Below are 15520 nucleotides of genomic sequence, written 5' to 3'. Positions count from 1 at the left end.
CCGTCCGGGCCATTCCGGGATTTCCCTTAGGGCTGTAAGAAAAACAGCCCTACAATTCGGCCATTCCCGCCGCCCTGGCGGGTGCTCGCGCCGTCTGTCATCAGGCGGATTTTTACTAGAAGTACACTCGCGCCGCGTTACGCGTCCGAACCCGCCTTGCCCCCAGGAGCGCCTGCATGAAATTCCGCTTCCCCATTTTCATCATCGACGAAGACTACCGTTCCGAGAACGCGTCCGGTCTGGGTATCCGCGCCTTGTCCGCGGCGATCGAGGCCGAGGGCGTCGAGGTGATCGGGGTGACCAGTTACGGCGACCTGAGCTCGTTCGCCCAGCAGCAGAGCCGGGCCAGCGCCTTCATCCTGTCGATCGACGACGAAGAGTTCGACGTGGATTCGCCCGAGGACGTGGCCAGCGCCATCAAGAACCTGCGCGCCTTCATCGGCGAGCTGCGTTTCCGCAATGCCGACATCCCCATCTACCTGTACGGCGAGACGCGCACGTCCGAGCACATCCCCAACGACATCCTGCGCGAGCTGCACGGCTTCATCCACATGTTCGAGGACACCCCCGAATTCGTGGCGCGCCACATCATCCGCGAAGCCCGCAGCTACGTCGACAGCCTGCCGCCGCCGTTCTTCCGTGAACTGGTCAAGTACGCGCAGGACGGCTCGTACTCCTGGCACTGCCCCGGCCATTCCGGCGGCGTGGCGTTCCTGAAGAGCCCGGTCGGCCAGATGTTCCACCAGTTCTTCGGCGAGAACATGCTGCGCGCAGACGTCTGCAACGCCGTGGACGAACTGGGCCAGCTGCTGGACCACACCGGTCCCGTGGCCGAATCCGAACTGAACGCCGCGCGCATCTTCCACGCCGACCACTGTTTCTTCGTGACCAACGGCACCTCCACCTCCAACAAGGTGGTGTGGCATGCCAACGTGGCCGCGGGCGACGTGGTGGTGGTGGACCGCAACTGCCACAAGTCGATCCTGCACGCCATCACGATGACGGGCGCGATTCCGGTGTTCCTGCGCCCCACGCGCAACCACCTGGGCATCATCGGTCCGATTCCGCTGGAAGAATTCCACCCGGACAACATCCGCAAGAAGATCGAGGCCAACCCCTTCGCGCGCGAAGCGGTGAACAAGAACCCGCGCATCCTGACGCTGACGCAGAGCACCTACGACGGCGTCATCTACAACGTCGAAATGATCAAGAAGCAGCTGGGGAGCTACGTCGACACGCTGCACTTCGACGAAGCCTGGCTGCCGCATGCGTCGTTCCACGAGTACTACCAGGACATGCACGCCATCGGCCAGGACCGTCCGCGCAGCCAGGACGCGATGGTGTTCGCCACCCACTCCACGCACAAGCTGCTGGCCGGCATTTCGCAGGCCTCGCAGATCATCGTGCAGGAGTCCGAGACCCGCAAGCTGGACCGCAACGTCTTCAACGAAGCCTACCTGATGCACACGTCCACCTCGCCCCAGTACGCGATCATCGCGTCCTGCGACGTGGCCGCCGCCATGATGGAGCCGCCGGGAGGCACCGCGCTGGTCGAGGAAAGCATCCGCGAAGCCCTGGACTTCCGTCGCGCCATGCGCAAGGTGGAATCCGAATTCGGCAAGAACGACTGGTGGTTCAAGGTCTGGGGGCCGAACCGCCTGGTTTCGGAAGGCATCGGCAACCGCGACGAATGGATCCTGGAGTCCAACGACCACTGGCATGGCTTCGGCGAAATGGCCGAAGGCTTCAACATGCTGGACCCGATCAAGGCCACCATCATCACCCCGGGCCTGGATATGTCGGGCAGCTTCGGCGAAACCGGCATTCCCGCCGCGCTGGTCTCCAAGTACCTGACCGAGCACGGCGTGGTGGTCGAGAAGACCGGCCTGTATTCGTTCTTCATCCTGTTCACCATCGGCATCACCAAGGGCCGCTGGAACACACTGCTGACCGCCTTGCAGCAATTCAAGGACGACTACGACCGCAACCAGCCGCTGTGGCGCATCCTGCCGGAATTCTGCCGCGACCATCGCCGCTACGAGCGCATGGGCCTGCGCGACTTGTGCCAGGAGATCCACGAAGCCTATCGCGCGCGTGACGTGGCCCGCCTGACCACCGAGATGTACCTGAGCGACATGGTGCCGGCCCTTAAGCCGTCGGATGCCTTCGCCCGCATGGCGCACCGCGAGGTCGAGCGCGTCGACATCGACAAGCTCGAAGGCCGCGTCACCGGCGTGTTGCTGACCCCGTATCCTCCGGGCATCCCGCTCTTGATCCCGGGCGAACGCTTCAACCGCACCATCGTCCAGTACCTGCAGTTCGCGCGCGAGTTCAACCAGCGCTTCCCGGGCTTCGAAACCTACATCCACGGCCTGGCCGACGAAGTGGGTCCGGATGGCGAAAAGCGCTACTACGTCGACTGCCTGATCGAAGACTGATGTTCGATGTAGCAGTACTCGGCGCCGGCGCCGCGGGCATGATGTGTGCCGCGGTCGCCGGCCAGCGCGGCTTGCGCGTGGTGCTGGTCGACCACGCCGAGCGCCTGGCGGAGAAGATCCGCATTTCCGGCGGCGGCCGCTGCAACTTCACCAATATCGGCGCCGGCCCCGCCAACTTCCTCTCCGACAATCCGCATTTCTGCCGTTCGGCCTTGGCCGGTTACACGCCGCAGGATTTCCTGGCGCTGATGAAGCGCCACCACATCGCCTGGCATGAGAAGCATCGCGGCCAGCTGTTCTGCGACGATTCCAGCGAATCCATCATCGAAATGCTGCGCGCGGAGTGCGACGCGGGCAGGGTGCAGTGGCGCATGGGATGCTCGGTGGCCGAGATCGGCCATGGCGAGCAGGGTTACGAGCTGCACACCAGCCAGGGCACGATCCGCGCCGCGAAACTGGTGATCGCGACCGGCGGCATGGCCATTCCCCAACTGGGCGCCACCGATTTTGGCCTGAAGATCGCGCGGCAGTTCGGCCTGAAGGTCGTGGAACCGCGTCCCGCCCTGGTGCCGCTGACCTTCGATGCCGAGCAGTGGCAGTCCCTTTCCGAATTGTCCGGCGTGGCGCTGGAGGTCAATCTGCACACGGGGCAGGGCAAGGCGCGCGGCGAGTTCCTCGAGGACCTGCTCTTTACCCATCGCGGCCTGTCCGGACCTGCCATTCTGCAGATCTCCAGCTACTGGAAACCTGGCGAGCCCATCGTGATCGATCTGGCGCCTGGCCGCGACCTGGCGGAAGAACTGCTGGCGTCGAAGTCGGGCAACCGGCAGCAGCTGCATACCGTCCTGGCGGGCCTCTGGCCCAAGCGCCTGGCCGACCGCTGGCTGCACCTGGCGGAGCAGGGCGGCAAGCCGGGCCTGGCGGCGCTGCGCCTGGCCGACGCGCCGGACAAGACCTTGCGCACGCTGGCCCAGGACATCCATCAATGGAGCCTGGTGCCCAGCGGCACGGCCGGCTACAAGAAGGCCGAAGTCATGCGCGGCGGCGTGGACACGCGCGGGCTGGACCAGAAGTCCATGCAGGCCAAGACCGTCGCCGGCCTCTATTTCATCGGCGAAGCCGTGGACGTCACGGGCTGGCTGGGCGGCTACAACTTCCAGTGGGCCTGGGCTTCGGGCGTGGCCTGCGGCAAGGCGCTGTAGCGTCCTCTGGCGGGACAGGGCGCCGATAGGCCGGCGCTATGGCAGGTATTGGAAGCCTGCCATTGTTATATCAAATAAAAATACTTATCATTTATGTTTTCGATATTGATCCAAGCCCTGAATCGGGGGGCGGATCCAACGGAGACATGCATGGCCTACACTCTTCCGCCCCTGCCGTATGCCTACGACGCCCTGGAACCTCACATCGACGCGATGACGATGGAGATCCACTACAGCAAGCACCATCAGACCTACGTCAACAGCCTGAACGCCGCGCTGGAAGGCGCGGGCATCGTCACCAACGAGCCGGTCGAGTCCCTGGTGGCGCGGCTGGAGCAGTTGCCCGAAGCCATCCGCGGCGCCGTGCGCAACCATGGCGGCGGCCACGCGAACCACAGCCTGTTCTGGTCGGTCATGTCGCCCGAGGGCGGGGGTGAGCCGGACGGCGTATTGGCAGCGGCCATCGAGTCCGAACTGGGCGGGCAGGCCGCCTTCCGCGACGCGTTCACCAAGGCTGCGCTGACCCGCTTCGGCAGCGGTTGGGCCTGGCTCTCGGTCACGCCGGCCGGCAAGCTTGCGGTGGAAAGCAGCGCCAACCAGGACAGCCCGCTGATGCACGGCAACACGCCCATTCTGGGGCTGGACGTGTGGGAGCACGCCTATTACCTGAAGTACCAGAACCGCAGGCCCGAGTACATCGGCGCCTTTTACAATGTCGTGAATTGGCCTGAAGTGGCGCGCCGCTACGCGGCAGCCCAGCGCTGAGCGCATCTCTCGCAAGGAGGGCAGCGGCACATGAATACCTTCAGCCGTCATCGCGTGCGGCCGGCGGCCACCAGCATCAGCGTGTGGACCCTGGCCGTATTGGTGGCATGCCTGGGCCTGCACCAGTTGTGGGCCTATCTGGACGTGCGCGCGCCGCACGTGGCCGATGCCCTCCTGGGCGGGCTGGTGGCCGCGGGCGCTACTGCCCTGGGTACTTTGCCCATCCTGTTTGCTCGGACCATCCCCCAGAAAATGCAGGACAGCATGTTCGGCTTCGGCGCCGGCGTGATGCTGGCCGCCAGCGCCTTCTCGCTGGTGGCGCCGGGCATCGCCGCGGGCCGCGACCTGGGCTATGGCCCCTGGGGCGCCGGCTTGACGGTGGGCGCGGCCGTACTGCTGGGGGCGGCGGTGCTGCTGCTCATGGACCGTACCCTGCCGCACGAACATTTCATCAAGGGCCGGGAAGGCATCGAGGCGCACCGCCTGCGCCGCACTTGGCTGTTCGTCTTCGCCATCACCCTGCATAACCTGCCGGAAGGCCTGGCCATAGGCCTGGCCATAGGCGTGGGCTACGCGGGCAACGACGCCATGCGCGGCACCGCGCTGGCCACCGGCATTGCGATCCAGGACATTCCCGAGGGGCTGGTGGTGGCGGTGGCGCTGCTGGCGGCGGGCTATCAGCGCGCCTTCGCCGTGGCGCTGGGCATGCTGTCCGGGCTGGTCGAGCCGCTGGGCGCGGTGCTCGGCGCCGCAGTGGTCGGCTGGTCCGAGCCGCTTCTGCCCTGGGGCCTGGGTTTTGCCGCAGGCGCCATGCTGTTCGTGATCAGCCACGAGATCATCCCCGAATCGCACCGCAAGGGGCATGAGGTCTACGCGACCTGCGGCCTGATGCTGGGTTTCGTGCTGATGATGCTGCTGGATACGGCGCTGGGCTGAGCCGCCGCGGGCATTCCCTGGCCGCGGCTTTCGTTGTATGCTTGCGCCGCTGTCACGCATGTTGCGGGAGAGAGCGGCCTGTACGTCCGGCCGCCGCCGAAGGCGCAATTCGCCCGGAATCGCTCAGGTAACCCATACCGCCCATGCTTGCCCTGTCCCGGTTTTCTCACCGTGCGGACGCGGCAAAACAGTACTCTGGAGAGACCTGGCGCCGGCCCTGAACTAGGGACATAGCGAGCAGCCCAGGCGCCGAAGGTGCAAACCCGCCATGCGGGGCAACTCTCAGGCAAAAGGACAGAGGGGCGGAAGATTCAGCCGTTGTACAAGCGCACCCCGCTTGGCACCACTGGCATTCCGTAACCCTGGCAACACTGCCGCCCCGGAGTTTCCGCGCATGTCCGCAACCCTCAAACGCACCCCGCTGGCCGAAGAACACATCGCCTCTGGCGCCCGCATGGTCGACTTCGGCGGCTGGGACATGCCGCTGGCCTACGGTTCGCAGCTGGAAGAGCACCACGCCGTGCGCCAGGACGCCGGCATGTTCGACGTGTCGCACATGCTGAACGTCGACGTGGCCGGTCCCGACGCGTTCGCCTTCCTGCAGCGCCTGGTCGCCAACGACGTGTCCAAGCTGACCGTGCCCGGCAAGGCGTTGTACAGCTGCATGCTGAACCCGCAAGGCGGCGTGATCGACGACCTGATCATCTATTTCTTCGCCGCCGACGAATGGCGCGTCGTGGTCAACGCAGGCACGGCCGACAAGGACGTCGCCTGGATGCAGCGCGTCAAGCAGGCTGGCCAGTTCGACGTTGCCATCACGCCGCGCCGCGATCTGGCCATGGTGGCCGTGCAAGGCCCCAACGCCCGCGCCAAGGTCTGGGCCGCGCGCCCGGCCTGGCAGGCCGCCAGCGAGCCGCTGACCCCCTTCGTGGCCGCCCGCGTGGGCGACGACACCCTGGTGGCCCGTACCGGCTACACCGGCGAGGACGGCTTTGAAATCGTGCTGCCGGCCGCCGAAGTCGTGCAGCTGTGGCGCGACCTGGTTGCCCAGGGCGTGCGGCCCTGCGGCCTGGGCGCGCGCGACACGCTGCGCCTGGAAGCCGGCATGAATCTGTACGGCCAGGACATGGACGAGCTGACCCAGCCCGACCAGGCCGGCCTGACCTGGACCGTGTCCCTGAAGAACGCCGAGCGCCGCTTCATCGGCCGCGACGCGCTGGAACAATTCGCTACCCCCGCCACCTTCATCGGCCTGAAGCTGCAAGAACGCGGCGTGATGCGCGCGCACATGGCCGTGCGCACCAAGGAAGGCACGGGCGAGCTCACCAGCGGCACCATGTCGCCCACGCTGGGCGTATCGATCGGCTTTGCCCGTCTGCCTCAAGGCGTCAAGCCGGGCGACACGGTCGAAGTCGACATCCGCGGTAAGTGGGTGCCCGCCCTGGCCTGCAAATTGCCGTTCGTGCGTAACGGCAAAGCGGTCGAACACTCGTAAACTCGAAGCTTCGCGCGAGCCGCCGGCCCCTGGGGCGACGGCCGCCCGCGCGAGGCGCGCAACACCATTCATCTACCCGCATTCCCTCAGGAGTTCCCATGAGTCTGCCCACCGATCGCAAGTACACCGAGTCCCATGAATGGGTCAAAGCCGAAGGCGATGTGTTCGTCGTCGGCATCACCGATACCGCCCAGGATCAATTGGGCGACCTGGTCTTCGTTGGCGACGTGAAGGTCGGCGCCAAGCTGAACGCCGGTGAAACCGCTGGCGTGGTCGAATCGGTCAAGGCCGCTTCGGACATCTACGCTCCCGTGGCTGGCGAGATCGTCGCGTTCAACGAAGAGCTGGAAAACAATCCCAACCTGATCAACGAATCGGCCTTCACCGCCTGGATCTTCAAGATCAAGCCGGTCAACGCCGCCGACGCCGACAAGCTGCTCGACGCCGCCGGCTACGAAGCCGTCGCCAACGGCTAAGCCGCCTGGCTGGAACGGGCGCAGGGCACCCGCCACGCGCCCGTTCCGCAAGATGCAATACCGTCCGTCCTCCGACGACACCCGCTATCCCGAGACCTCTCCATGTCGCGCGCCCTAGACACCCACACCGACTTCATTCCCCGCCACATCGGCCCTTCCGACGCCGACCAGGCCGCCATGCTTGCCGTCATCGGCAGCGCCAGCCTGGACGCCCTGATCGAAGAAGTCGTGCCGCCCAAGATCCGCAGCCAGGCCCCGCTGGCGCTGCCCGCCTCGCGCAGCGAAACCGACGTGCTGGCCGAACTGAAGCAGATCGCCGGCCGCAACAAGGTCTACCGCAGCTACATCGGCCAGGGGTACTACGGCACGCAGACGCCCAACGTGGTGTTGCGCAACATTCTTGAGAATCCCGCCTGGTACACGGCCTACACGCCTTACCAGCCCGAGATCTCGCAGGGCCGCCTCGAAGCCCTGCTGAACTACCAGACCATGGTCGCGGACCTGACCGGGCTGGACATCTCCAACGCCTCGCTGCTGGACGAAAGCACCGCCGCCGCCGAAGCCATGACGCTGGCGCGCCGCAGCGCCAAGTCGAAGAGCCCGGTGTTCTTCATTTCGCGCCACGTGCATCCCCAGACCATCGAAGTCGTGCGCACGCGCGCCGAAGGCCTGGACATCGAAATCACCATCGGCGACGAGGCCGAAGGCCTGCCCGAGTGCTTCGGCGTGCTGCTGCAGTACCCGCACAGCACCGGCTCCGTCGCCGACTACCGCAAGCTGGCCGAAGCCGCGCATGCGCAAGGCGCCATCGTGGCCGTCGCGACTGACCTGCTGGCGCTGGCCCTGCTGGCCGCGCCCGGCGAATGGGGCGCGGATATCGCCATCGGTTCGGCCCAGCGCTTCGGCGTGCCGTTCGGTTTCGGCGGCCCGCATGCCGGATTCATGGCCTGCAAGGACGCCTTCAAGCGCAACATGGCTGGCCGCCTGGTCGGCGTGTCCAAGGACGCGCAGGGCAACCCGGCCATGCGCCTGGCGCTGCAGACGCGCGAACAGCACATCCGCCGCGAAAAGGCCACTTCCAACATCTGCACCGCGCAAGTGCTGCTGGCCGTGATGGCTGGCATGTATGCCGTTTGGCACGGCCCGGCCGGCATCCGCCGCATCGCCGAACGCGTGCAGCGCAGCACCGCCATCCTGCGCGCCGAACTGGTCAAATTGGGCGTGAAGGTCGTCAACGACACCTTCTTCGACACGCTGTTGCTGGAGACCGGCGCGGCCACGCCGGCCATCCTGACCGCCGCCGATTGCGCGCACATCAACCTGCGCCGCGTCGATGGCGCCCGCCTGGCGGTGTCGCTGGACGAGACCGTGACCGCGGCTGACCTGCAGGCGCTGGTCAACGTCTTCGCCGCCGGCCTGGAACGCGATGACGTCGAACTCGACATCGACGCGCTGGACGCGGCCGCCGCCAGCGGCATTCCCGCCGGCGTGGCGCGCGAAAGCGCGATCCTGACGCACCCGGTGTTCTCCAGCGTGCAGTCGGAAACCGACATGCTGCGCTACCTGCGCAAGCTGGCCGACAAGGATCTGGCGCTGGACCGCAGCATGATTCCGCTGGGCTCGTGCACCATGAAGCTCAACGCGACCGCCGAGATGATCCCCATCACCTGGCCCGAGTTCGCGCTGATCCACCCATTTGCGCCGGCTTCGCAAAGCCTGGGCTACAACGAACTGATCGACCGCCTGTCGGCCGCGCTGTGCGAGATCACCGGCTACGACAACATCAGCCTGCAGCCCAACTCGGGCGCGCAGGGCGAGTACGCAGGCCTCCTGGCCATCCGCGGCTACCATCAGGCCAACGGCCAGCATCAGCGCAACATCTGCCTGATCCCGTCGTCGGCGCACGGCACCAACCCGGCCTCGGCGCAACTGGCCGGCATGGACGTGGTGGTGGTGGCGTCGGATGCCAACGGCAACGTCGATCTGGCCGACCTGCGCGCCAAGATCGAACAGGTCGGCGACAAGCTGGCCGCTTTGATGATCACGTATCCGTCGACCCACGGCGTGTTCGAGGAAGCCGTCACCGAGATCTGCGATCTGGTGCACCAGGCCGGCGGCCAGGTCTACCTGGACGGCGCCAACATGAACGCGATGGTGGGCGTGGCCCAGCCGGGCAAGTTCGGTTCGGACGTGTCCCACCTGAACCTGCACAAGACCTTCTGCATTCCGCACGGCGGCGGCGGCCCCGGCGTGGGCCCCGTGGCGGTGCGCGCGCACCTGGCTCCGTACCTGCCGGGCGTGGTGAACGAGCAGGGCAAGCTGCCTGGCGACGCCAAGGTCGGTCCGGTGTCGGCCGCGCCGTTCGGTTCCGCGGGCATCCTGCCGATTCCGTTCGTGTACATCTCGCTGATGGGCGCCGACGGCCTGCGCCGAGCCACTGAAGTCGCCATCCTGAACGCCAATTACATCGCCACCCGCCTGCGTGACCACTATCCGGTCCTGTACGCGGGCCGCAACGGCCGCGTGGCGCACGAGTGCATCCTCGATGTGCGTCCGCTCAAGGAAACCAGCGGCATCAGCGCCGAAGACATCGCCAAGCGCCTGATGGACTACGGCTTCCATGCGCCCACCATGAGCTTCCCGGTGGCCGGCACGCTGATGGTCGAGCCGACCGAATCGGAAGGCGTTGCCGAACTGGACCGCTTCATCGACGCGATGATCTCGATCCGCGAAGAAATTGCCCAGGTCGAGCGCGGCGAGCGCGATGCCGAGGACAACGTCCTGAAGAACGCGCCGCACACCGCGCAGATGCTGCTGGCCGAGGAATGGCTGCACGCGTACCCGCGCCAGCAGGCCGCCTACCCGGTGGCCTCGCTGCGCGACGCCAAGTACTGGCCGCCGGTTGCCCGCGTGGACAACGCCTACGGCGACCGCAACCTGGTGTGCGCCTGCTTGCCGATCGAGGCCTACGCATAAGTGTGGGCCGCGAGGCCCGGCGCGAGCCGGGCCCAAGGCAAAAAAAATCCCCCATCCGAAAGATGGGGGATTTTTTTGTCTTGCGTCAGCCGAGGTTTACTTCGCCGGCGCGGCCTTGCTGGCCGCCGAGAAGTCTTCCGCGATGCTGAAGAACGTGTTGAGCATGATCTGCAGGTTTTCCTTGCCGATGCCGCCTTCCGAGTTCATGTCCATCTGCAGCACGGCCCGGTTCTTGTCGTCCAGGTAGGCGCGGGTCCAGCGGTATTCCTGGTTCCAGGCGTTGATGGCCTTGAGCGAGACCGGCTTCTTGCTGCTGTAGGTCGCGGTCACGACGAGATCATGGCACTTCTCGGTGAAGTCGTTGCACAGGAAGTCGACGCGCAGCTCGCTGGCGCCGGTGTCGCGGGGATCCAGGATCAGGACGGGACCTTCGTCGCCGTCTTGCTTGCGGGGGTTGTAGACCATGTCGTCCAGCATGGTCGTCACGGTGTCCAGGTCGAAGTCCTGCATGTAGCCGGCCACGGACGCGGTGTCGGAGGGCGCGGCAAGTTCCGCGCCTTCGGCCGGTTCGCCTTCCTCTTCCATGCCGTCCATGTCATCCATGTCGTCGTCCATTCCGGTCGCGCCCAGCAGGCCCGAGAACAGTTCGTCGGCGGGGATCTTCTGGCCGTTCAGGTCGCCCATGCCATCGGCGTAGTGGAACTTGCCGATGATGTTGTCGCCGTCGTTCTTGCCGACGTTGAGCATTTCAGCCATGCCGGACATCGAGCGCATCTGGTCGTCGGCTTCCTCGGCCGCCTTTTCCGCGGTCAAGCCCTGCTTCTTGACGGCGTACTGGACGATCAGTTCGCGCACCATGGGCTTGGAGATGACCAGCGTCGCGTCGATCTGCTTGATGGCCTTGACCATGATCTCCTGCGGCGTCAGGTCCTTGACGTTGGGCGGATTGGTCAGGTCCAGCGCGAAGGTCAGCTTGCTTTCGCCCTTGTCGGTCTTCCAGCTGATCGGGTCGATGCTGAACGTGGGGTTGCCGTTGAGCAGCTTGCCGGCGTTTTCCAGCACGGCGTCGAACTGCTCGTCCTTCAGGCCTTCGTCGCTGGCGCCCAGCATGTACTGGCGCACGATCTGGTTGTAGGTGTCCGACAGCTGCTTGATGGCGGCGCCGTCCAGCTTGGCGAGCTTGATCACGGCCTGGCCGTTGCCCAGCGCCACGTCGTTGAGCGTGATGGTGCCGGTCTGGTAGGTGGCTTCGACGTTGACGTTCTTGTCGTCTTCGGCCAGCTTGACGCCGTAGCCCAGATTGTCCACCGAGACCTTGATGTCGTCGCCGGCGCGGGTCACGTCGAGGCGCTTGAGCTTGACGCTGGAATCTCCGATGGAGAGGCCGAACTTGCCCATGCGGCTGTCTACGTCCATGGTCAGGCCGGACATCAGCATCTTGACGGGATCATCCGACTTTTCGCCGTCCACCGACAGCGTTTCGACCAGGGCGTGCGCCGTGACGGCCTGCAGCGCGCGGTCGAAGGTGCCGTTGATCGCCATGCCGCTGAAATTGACGGCGTTGCCTTCGTGCGTGATCTGCACGGGGGCAATATTGGCGGTGGAGGTGGCGAAGCCGCCGAAACTGATGACCGTGTCGGCGCTCAGGGGCGCGACGCCCTTGGTCAGCTCGAACAGTTCCTTGATGTTGTCGGTCTTGGCGAGCTCGGCGTGCGTGAACGCCAGCTTGGGCGCGATGGCGCCGCGCGCCAGGGCGCTCTTGGGGAAGGGGCCGTGTTCGATGGACGCATCGAACTCGATCATGCCCTTGGGCATGTCTTCGGCGACCTTGTCGCCCTTGACCAGCGACACGCCGTAGCGCGCCTGCGTCGAGAACAGGCCACGCTCGTACTTCAGCTGATCGATGCGCAGACCGAACAGGGGCGTGATCTTGGCCAGCCTTTCATTGGCTTCCGCCAGGTGGCGCTGCGAGCTTTCCTCGATGCGCTTGCCGGTGTACCACGTGGCCCCGACCCAGCTTCCCGCTCCCACTATGACCACGCCCAGGGTGATCGCTACGCTCTTTTTCATCGTTCTGCTTGTATCGTTGATTATCGAGTCATATCCGGTGAACGGCGGCTGCTTCTGGCCGCCGGACGCCGTTACTGACGCCCGCCATCGGAATACGCGTATTCATCGGCCTGTAAGGCCCGCGGCGAGTATACCGAGGCCGATGGTCATCTGAGGGCGCTCGCCGTTACAGAAGATTTCAAAATGAAAGCCGGCGCAGTTGCGCCGGCTTTCCGGGGTACAGCGACGGCGGTCCGGTTTACATCGGATCGAGGGGATAGATGGGGCGGCGCACGTGCTTGAAATCAAGCTGGCCGTAGTCCGAGGTGGTCACCCCCACGCCGGTGCATTCGATGACCTGCGTTGCCATGTCGGAAAAGCCCGCGCGCCAATGCACGCGGCTCTTGAGCACGACATAGCGTTTTTGCAGCGGATCGATGCCGGCCGACAGCAGGCAGTTGATGTCGAACGGCTCCTGGTGACGGGACACCACCACGATTTCCACGCGGCCTGTGTCGATCACGACCGTCAGGCCGGTGTCGTTGCGCACGCCGCGGTACATGGGGCCGCGGTTCAGGTAGACGCCGTCGAACACCAGCTTGACGCGGCCGGTAACCTCCAGCGGCTCGCTGGGCTCCTTGATGGCGGGCATGGCGAGCTTGCCGCCGAGCTGGATCGTGATTGTCTGGCCCACGCCTGCCGCGGCCGCGTCGAGTGCGGCCTGCGGGTCGCAAATGGCATAGAAGACCACGTTCTCCAGTTCCTGGCGCAGCACCTCGGCCAGCACGGCGGTGGTGTCCATGGTGCCGCCGGAACCGGTATTGTCGTAATGGTCCAGCAGCACGACCGGGCCTTGTTCGATGGCCTTGGCGCGGGCTATGGTGGGCGCCAGCGGCTCCGGGTGGAATACCCAGTCGGCGCGGCCGTTCCAGGCCTGGTCCAGCAGTTCGTCGCGGTGGCGCTGCGCCTGGGCCAGGTTGCCGTCGGTACAGACCACGGCGCTCAGGCCGGCTTCGCGGATGTCGGCGTGGGGGAATCCCACGAAGACGGAGGCGGCCAGGACGCCGCCGGCTTCCAGTTCCTTGCAGCGTTCCTGCAGCGGCTTGTTGGGCGCCGCGTGGGTGCCTTGGCACATGATGTGCGGCAGCATGGGCTTGTTGGCCCAGGACATGACAGGCTTGATCTCGCCCTTCAGGGTGCGCGCGATCACGTTCGCGGCGCGCAGGCCGGCCGCGCGGATGTCCACGTGCGGATAGGTATGGAAGCCGGTGATGACCGTGGCATGCTTGACGATGTCGTCGTAGATATTGGCGTGCATGTCCAGCGTCACCGCCACGGGCGTGTGCGGATCGATCTCGCGCAGGCGGCGCAGCAGGTCGCCCTCGGCGTCCTCCACGCCTTCGGCGACCATGGCGCCGTGCAGGTCGAGCAGGATGGCGTCGTAGCCGCCGCGCTGGACCTCGTCCAGGACCAGCTTGCATAGCCGTTCATGGGTTTCGGCGCTGGCGGGGCCGCTGGGCCAGGATTCGGCCGCCACGGGCACGACCATCTCGGCGCCTTCGCGGCGCGCCACTTCGATATAGCCGCCCAGCCCGCTGTCGGTGTTCTCGTAGGCCTTGATGGCGCGGTCGCCGGCCAGGACCTCCGGGTTGCCGCGAAAGAAGCGCTCAAGCGGGGTAGGCACGGGCGAAAACGTATTCGTCTCGTGCTTGATCATTGCCAAAAGCCAACGCATGGGAATTCCTGTGGGTTTGCTGTTGAGGATCGGTCAGGCCGCCCGGGGCGGCTGGGGCCAGGGGTGTTGTTCGGGTCGCATGGCTTCCCAGGCGCGCGCCATGCGCAGCACCCCCAGGTCGTCAAAGCGCGCGCCGGCGATCTGCAGGCCGATGGGCAGGCCGGCCTTGGTGTAGCCGCAATTGACGGACGCCGCGGGCTGCTCGCTCATGTTGTACGGAAGCGTGAATCCGATGTGGTGCATGGTGGTCGCGACCTCGTTGGTGGGCGACGGCCATTCGGCGTTGTAGGCGACCACCGGGGCCACGGGCGAGAGCACGTAGTCGTAGGGCGCGCAGGCCGCGACCGTCTTGGCGCGCACGTTCATGGTCTCGTAGTAGCTGCGGAATACGGCTTCGCCGGACTGGCCGCCGCCGCTTTCCGCCCAGGTGCGGATGAAGGGCAGGATCTTGTCGCGGCGGGCCTGCGGCAAGGCCGACAGATCGATGGCCGAGCGCGTGCGCCAGAAGCGGTCCACGCCCTCCAGCATGTCGGGCGTCATCCAGGGCTGCATCGGCGTCACGATGGCGCCGGCGGCCTCGAAGGCGCGGGCAGCGGCCTCGACCGCGGCGCGGATTTCCGGGTCCAGGGGCAGGCCGCAGCCCGCATCCATGAGCAAGCCGATGCGCAGGCCGCGCAGGTCGAGTTCCAGGTCCAGCCAGTCGAAGTCCTGGTAGGGCAGGCTCATGTGGTCGCGCGCGTCGGGCTGCGACAGCACGCCCATCATGAGCGCCGAGTCGGCGACGGTGCGCGTCATGGGGCCGGCGCAGCGGCCCATGAACGGCGGGTCGATGGGAATGCGGCCCAGGCTGGGCTTGAGCGTGGCAATGCCGCACCAGGCCGCCGGCAGACGCACGGAACCGCCGATGTCGGTGCCGATATGCAGCGGGCCGTAGCCTGCGGCTGCCGCGGCGCCCGCGCCGGCGCTGGAGCCTCCGGGGTTCTTGGAAAGGTCCCAGGGATTGCGGGTCAGTTCATGGAAGCTGGACAGTCCCGAGGACAGCATGCCGAAGTCGGGCATGGTGGTCTTGCCCAGCAGCACGGCGCCCGCCTCGCGCATGCGGGCGGCCGGCGGTGCATCGGCGGCGGCAGGCTTCAATTCCGTTGCTGCCGTGCCCAGCGGCACCGGCACGCCGCGCGTGGCGATGTTTTCCTTGATGGTGGCGGGCACGCCGTCCAGCGTGTGCCCGCCGGTCGCCAGCGGTTCGCCCTTCATCCAGCGAGCCTCGGAGGCGCGGGCCTGCGCCAGCGCGCCGTCCGCATCCAGCGCGTAGGTGGCCTTCAGCTGGGGTTCCCAGCGGGCGATATGCTCCAGCACCGAGCGGGTGACTTCGACGGGCGAGAGCGTCTTGTCGCGGTAGGCCTGGAGCAGCTCCACGGCGGACAGTTCATGCGGTTGCGGCATTTCGG

At 66.2% G+C, this 15520-nt stretch carries 10 protein-coding genes and 2 riboswitches; of the genes, 7 read left to right on the top strand and 3 right to left on the bottom strand.

The annotated features are described in order from the left end of the window. The first annotated feature begins 176 nt into the window (after nt 1-176). The 7 genes from DXK93_RS13720 (at nt 177) to gcvP (ending at nt 10288) form a co-directional block, all read left to right on the top strand. On the top strand, nt 177-2438 hold the full coding sequence (locus tag DXK93_RS13720) for an arginine/lysine/ornithine decarboxylase (protein ID WP_054451997.1): 2262 nt from the start codon (nt 177-179) through the stop codon (nt 2436-2438). Continuing rightward, on the top strand, nt 2438-3640 hold the full coding sequence (locus tag DXK93_RS13715) for an NAD(P)/FAD-dependent oxidoreductase (protein WP_119450326.1): 1203 nt from the start codon (nt 2438-2440) through the stop codon (nt 3638-3640). The genes DXK93_RS13720 and DXK93_RS13715 overlap by 1 nt, the downstream gene beginning before the upstream one ends. A 150-nt stretch (nt 3641-3790) precedes the next feature. After that, nucleotides 3791-4405: a superoxide dismutase gene (locus tag DXK93_RS13710; RefSeq protein WP_119450325.1), complete on the top strand. Its 615-nt coding sequence runs from the start codon at nt 3791-3793 to the stop codon at nt 4403-4405. A gap of 30 nt (nt 4406-4435) precedes the next feature. Continuing rightward, nucleotides 4436-5341 (top strand): ZIP family metal transporter, encoded by a 906-nt coding sequence (locus DXK93_RS13705; protein WP_119450324.1) that lies wholly within the window; start codon nt 4436-4438, stop codon nt 5339-5341. A gap of 54 nt (nt 5342-5395) precedes the next feature. After that, nucleotides 5396-5491, top strand: a riboswitch (glycine riboswitch). Between the two features lie 35 nt (nt 5492-5526). Then, nucleotides 5527-5649, top strand: a riboswitch (glycine riboswitch). Nucleotides 5650-5735: 86 nt separating this feature from the next. Next, on the top strand, nt 5736-6836 hold the full coding sequence (gene gcvT / locus DXK93_RS13700) for a glycine cleavage system aminomethyltransferase GcvT (protein WP_119450323.1): 1101 nt from the start codon (nt 5736-5738) through the stop codon (nt 6834-6836). 98 nt (nt 6837-6934) lie between these two features. Further along, nucleotides 6935-7312 (top strand): glycine cleavage system protein GcvH, encoded by a 378-nt coding sequence (gcvH, locus tag DXK93_RS13695; RefSeq protein WP_042795177.1) that lies wholly within the window; start codon nt 6935-6937, stop codon nt 7310-7312. Between the two features lie 102 nt (nt 7313-7414). Continuing rightward, complete coding sequence (gene gcvP / locus DXK93_RS13690) at nt 7415-10288, top strand: aminomethyl-transferring glycine dehydrogenase (protein WP_119450322.1); 2874 nt, start codon at nt 7415-7417, stop codon at nt 10286-10288. A gap of 96 nt (nt 10289-10384) precedes the next feature. Here gcvP and DXK93_RS13685 read toward each other — a convergent pair whose 3' ends face one another. From DXK93_RS13685 to DXK93_RS13675, 3 genes are all read right to left on the bottom strand, one after another. After that, complete coding sequence (locus tag DXK93_RS13685) at nt 10385-12358, bottom strand: DUF945 family protein (protein WP_119450321.1); 1974 nt, start codon at nt 12356-12358, stop codon at nt 10385-10387. Between the two features lie 238 nt (nt 12359-12596). After that, on the bottom strand, nt 12597-14072 hold the full coding sequence (locus DXK93_RS13680) for a M81 family metallopeptidase (RefSeq protein ID WP_119450320.1): 1476 nt from the start codon (nt 14070-14072) through the stop codon (nt 12597-12599). A gap of 33 nt (nt 14073-14105) precedes the next feature. Beyond that, the gene (locus tag DXK93_RS13675; protein ID WP_054451989.1) at nt 14106-15515 is read right to left on the bottom strand and encodes an amidase; all 1410 of its coding nucleotides are present in this window, start codon (nt 15513-15515) and stop codon (nt 14106-14108) included. Nucleotides 15516-15520 lie beyond the last annotated feature (5 nt).

Origin of the sequence: Achromobacter sp. K91 (assembly GCF_003576205.1) — a bacterium.
GTDB classification, from domain to species: Bacteria; Pseudomonadota; Gammaproteobacteria; order Burkholderiales; family Burkholderiaceae_B; genus Achromobacter; species Achromobacter aegrifaciens.
Note: the sequence above shows the minus strand (reverse complement) of the source record. Positions and strands in the feature narration are given on the sequence as shown.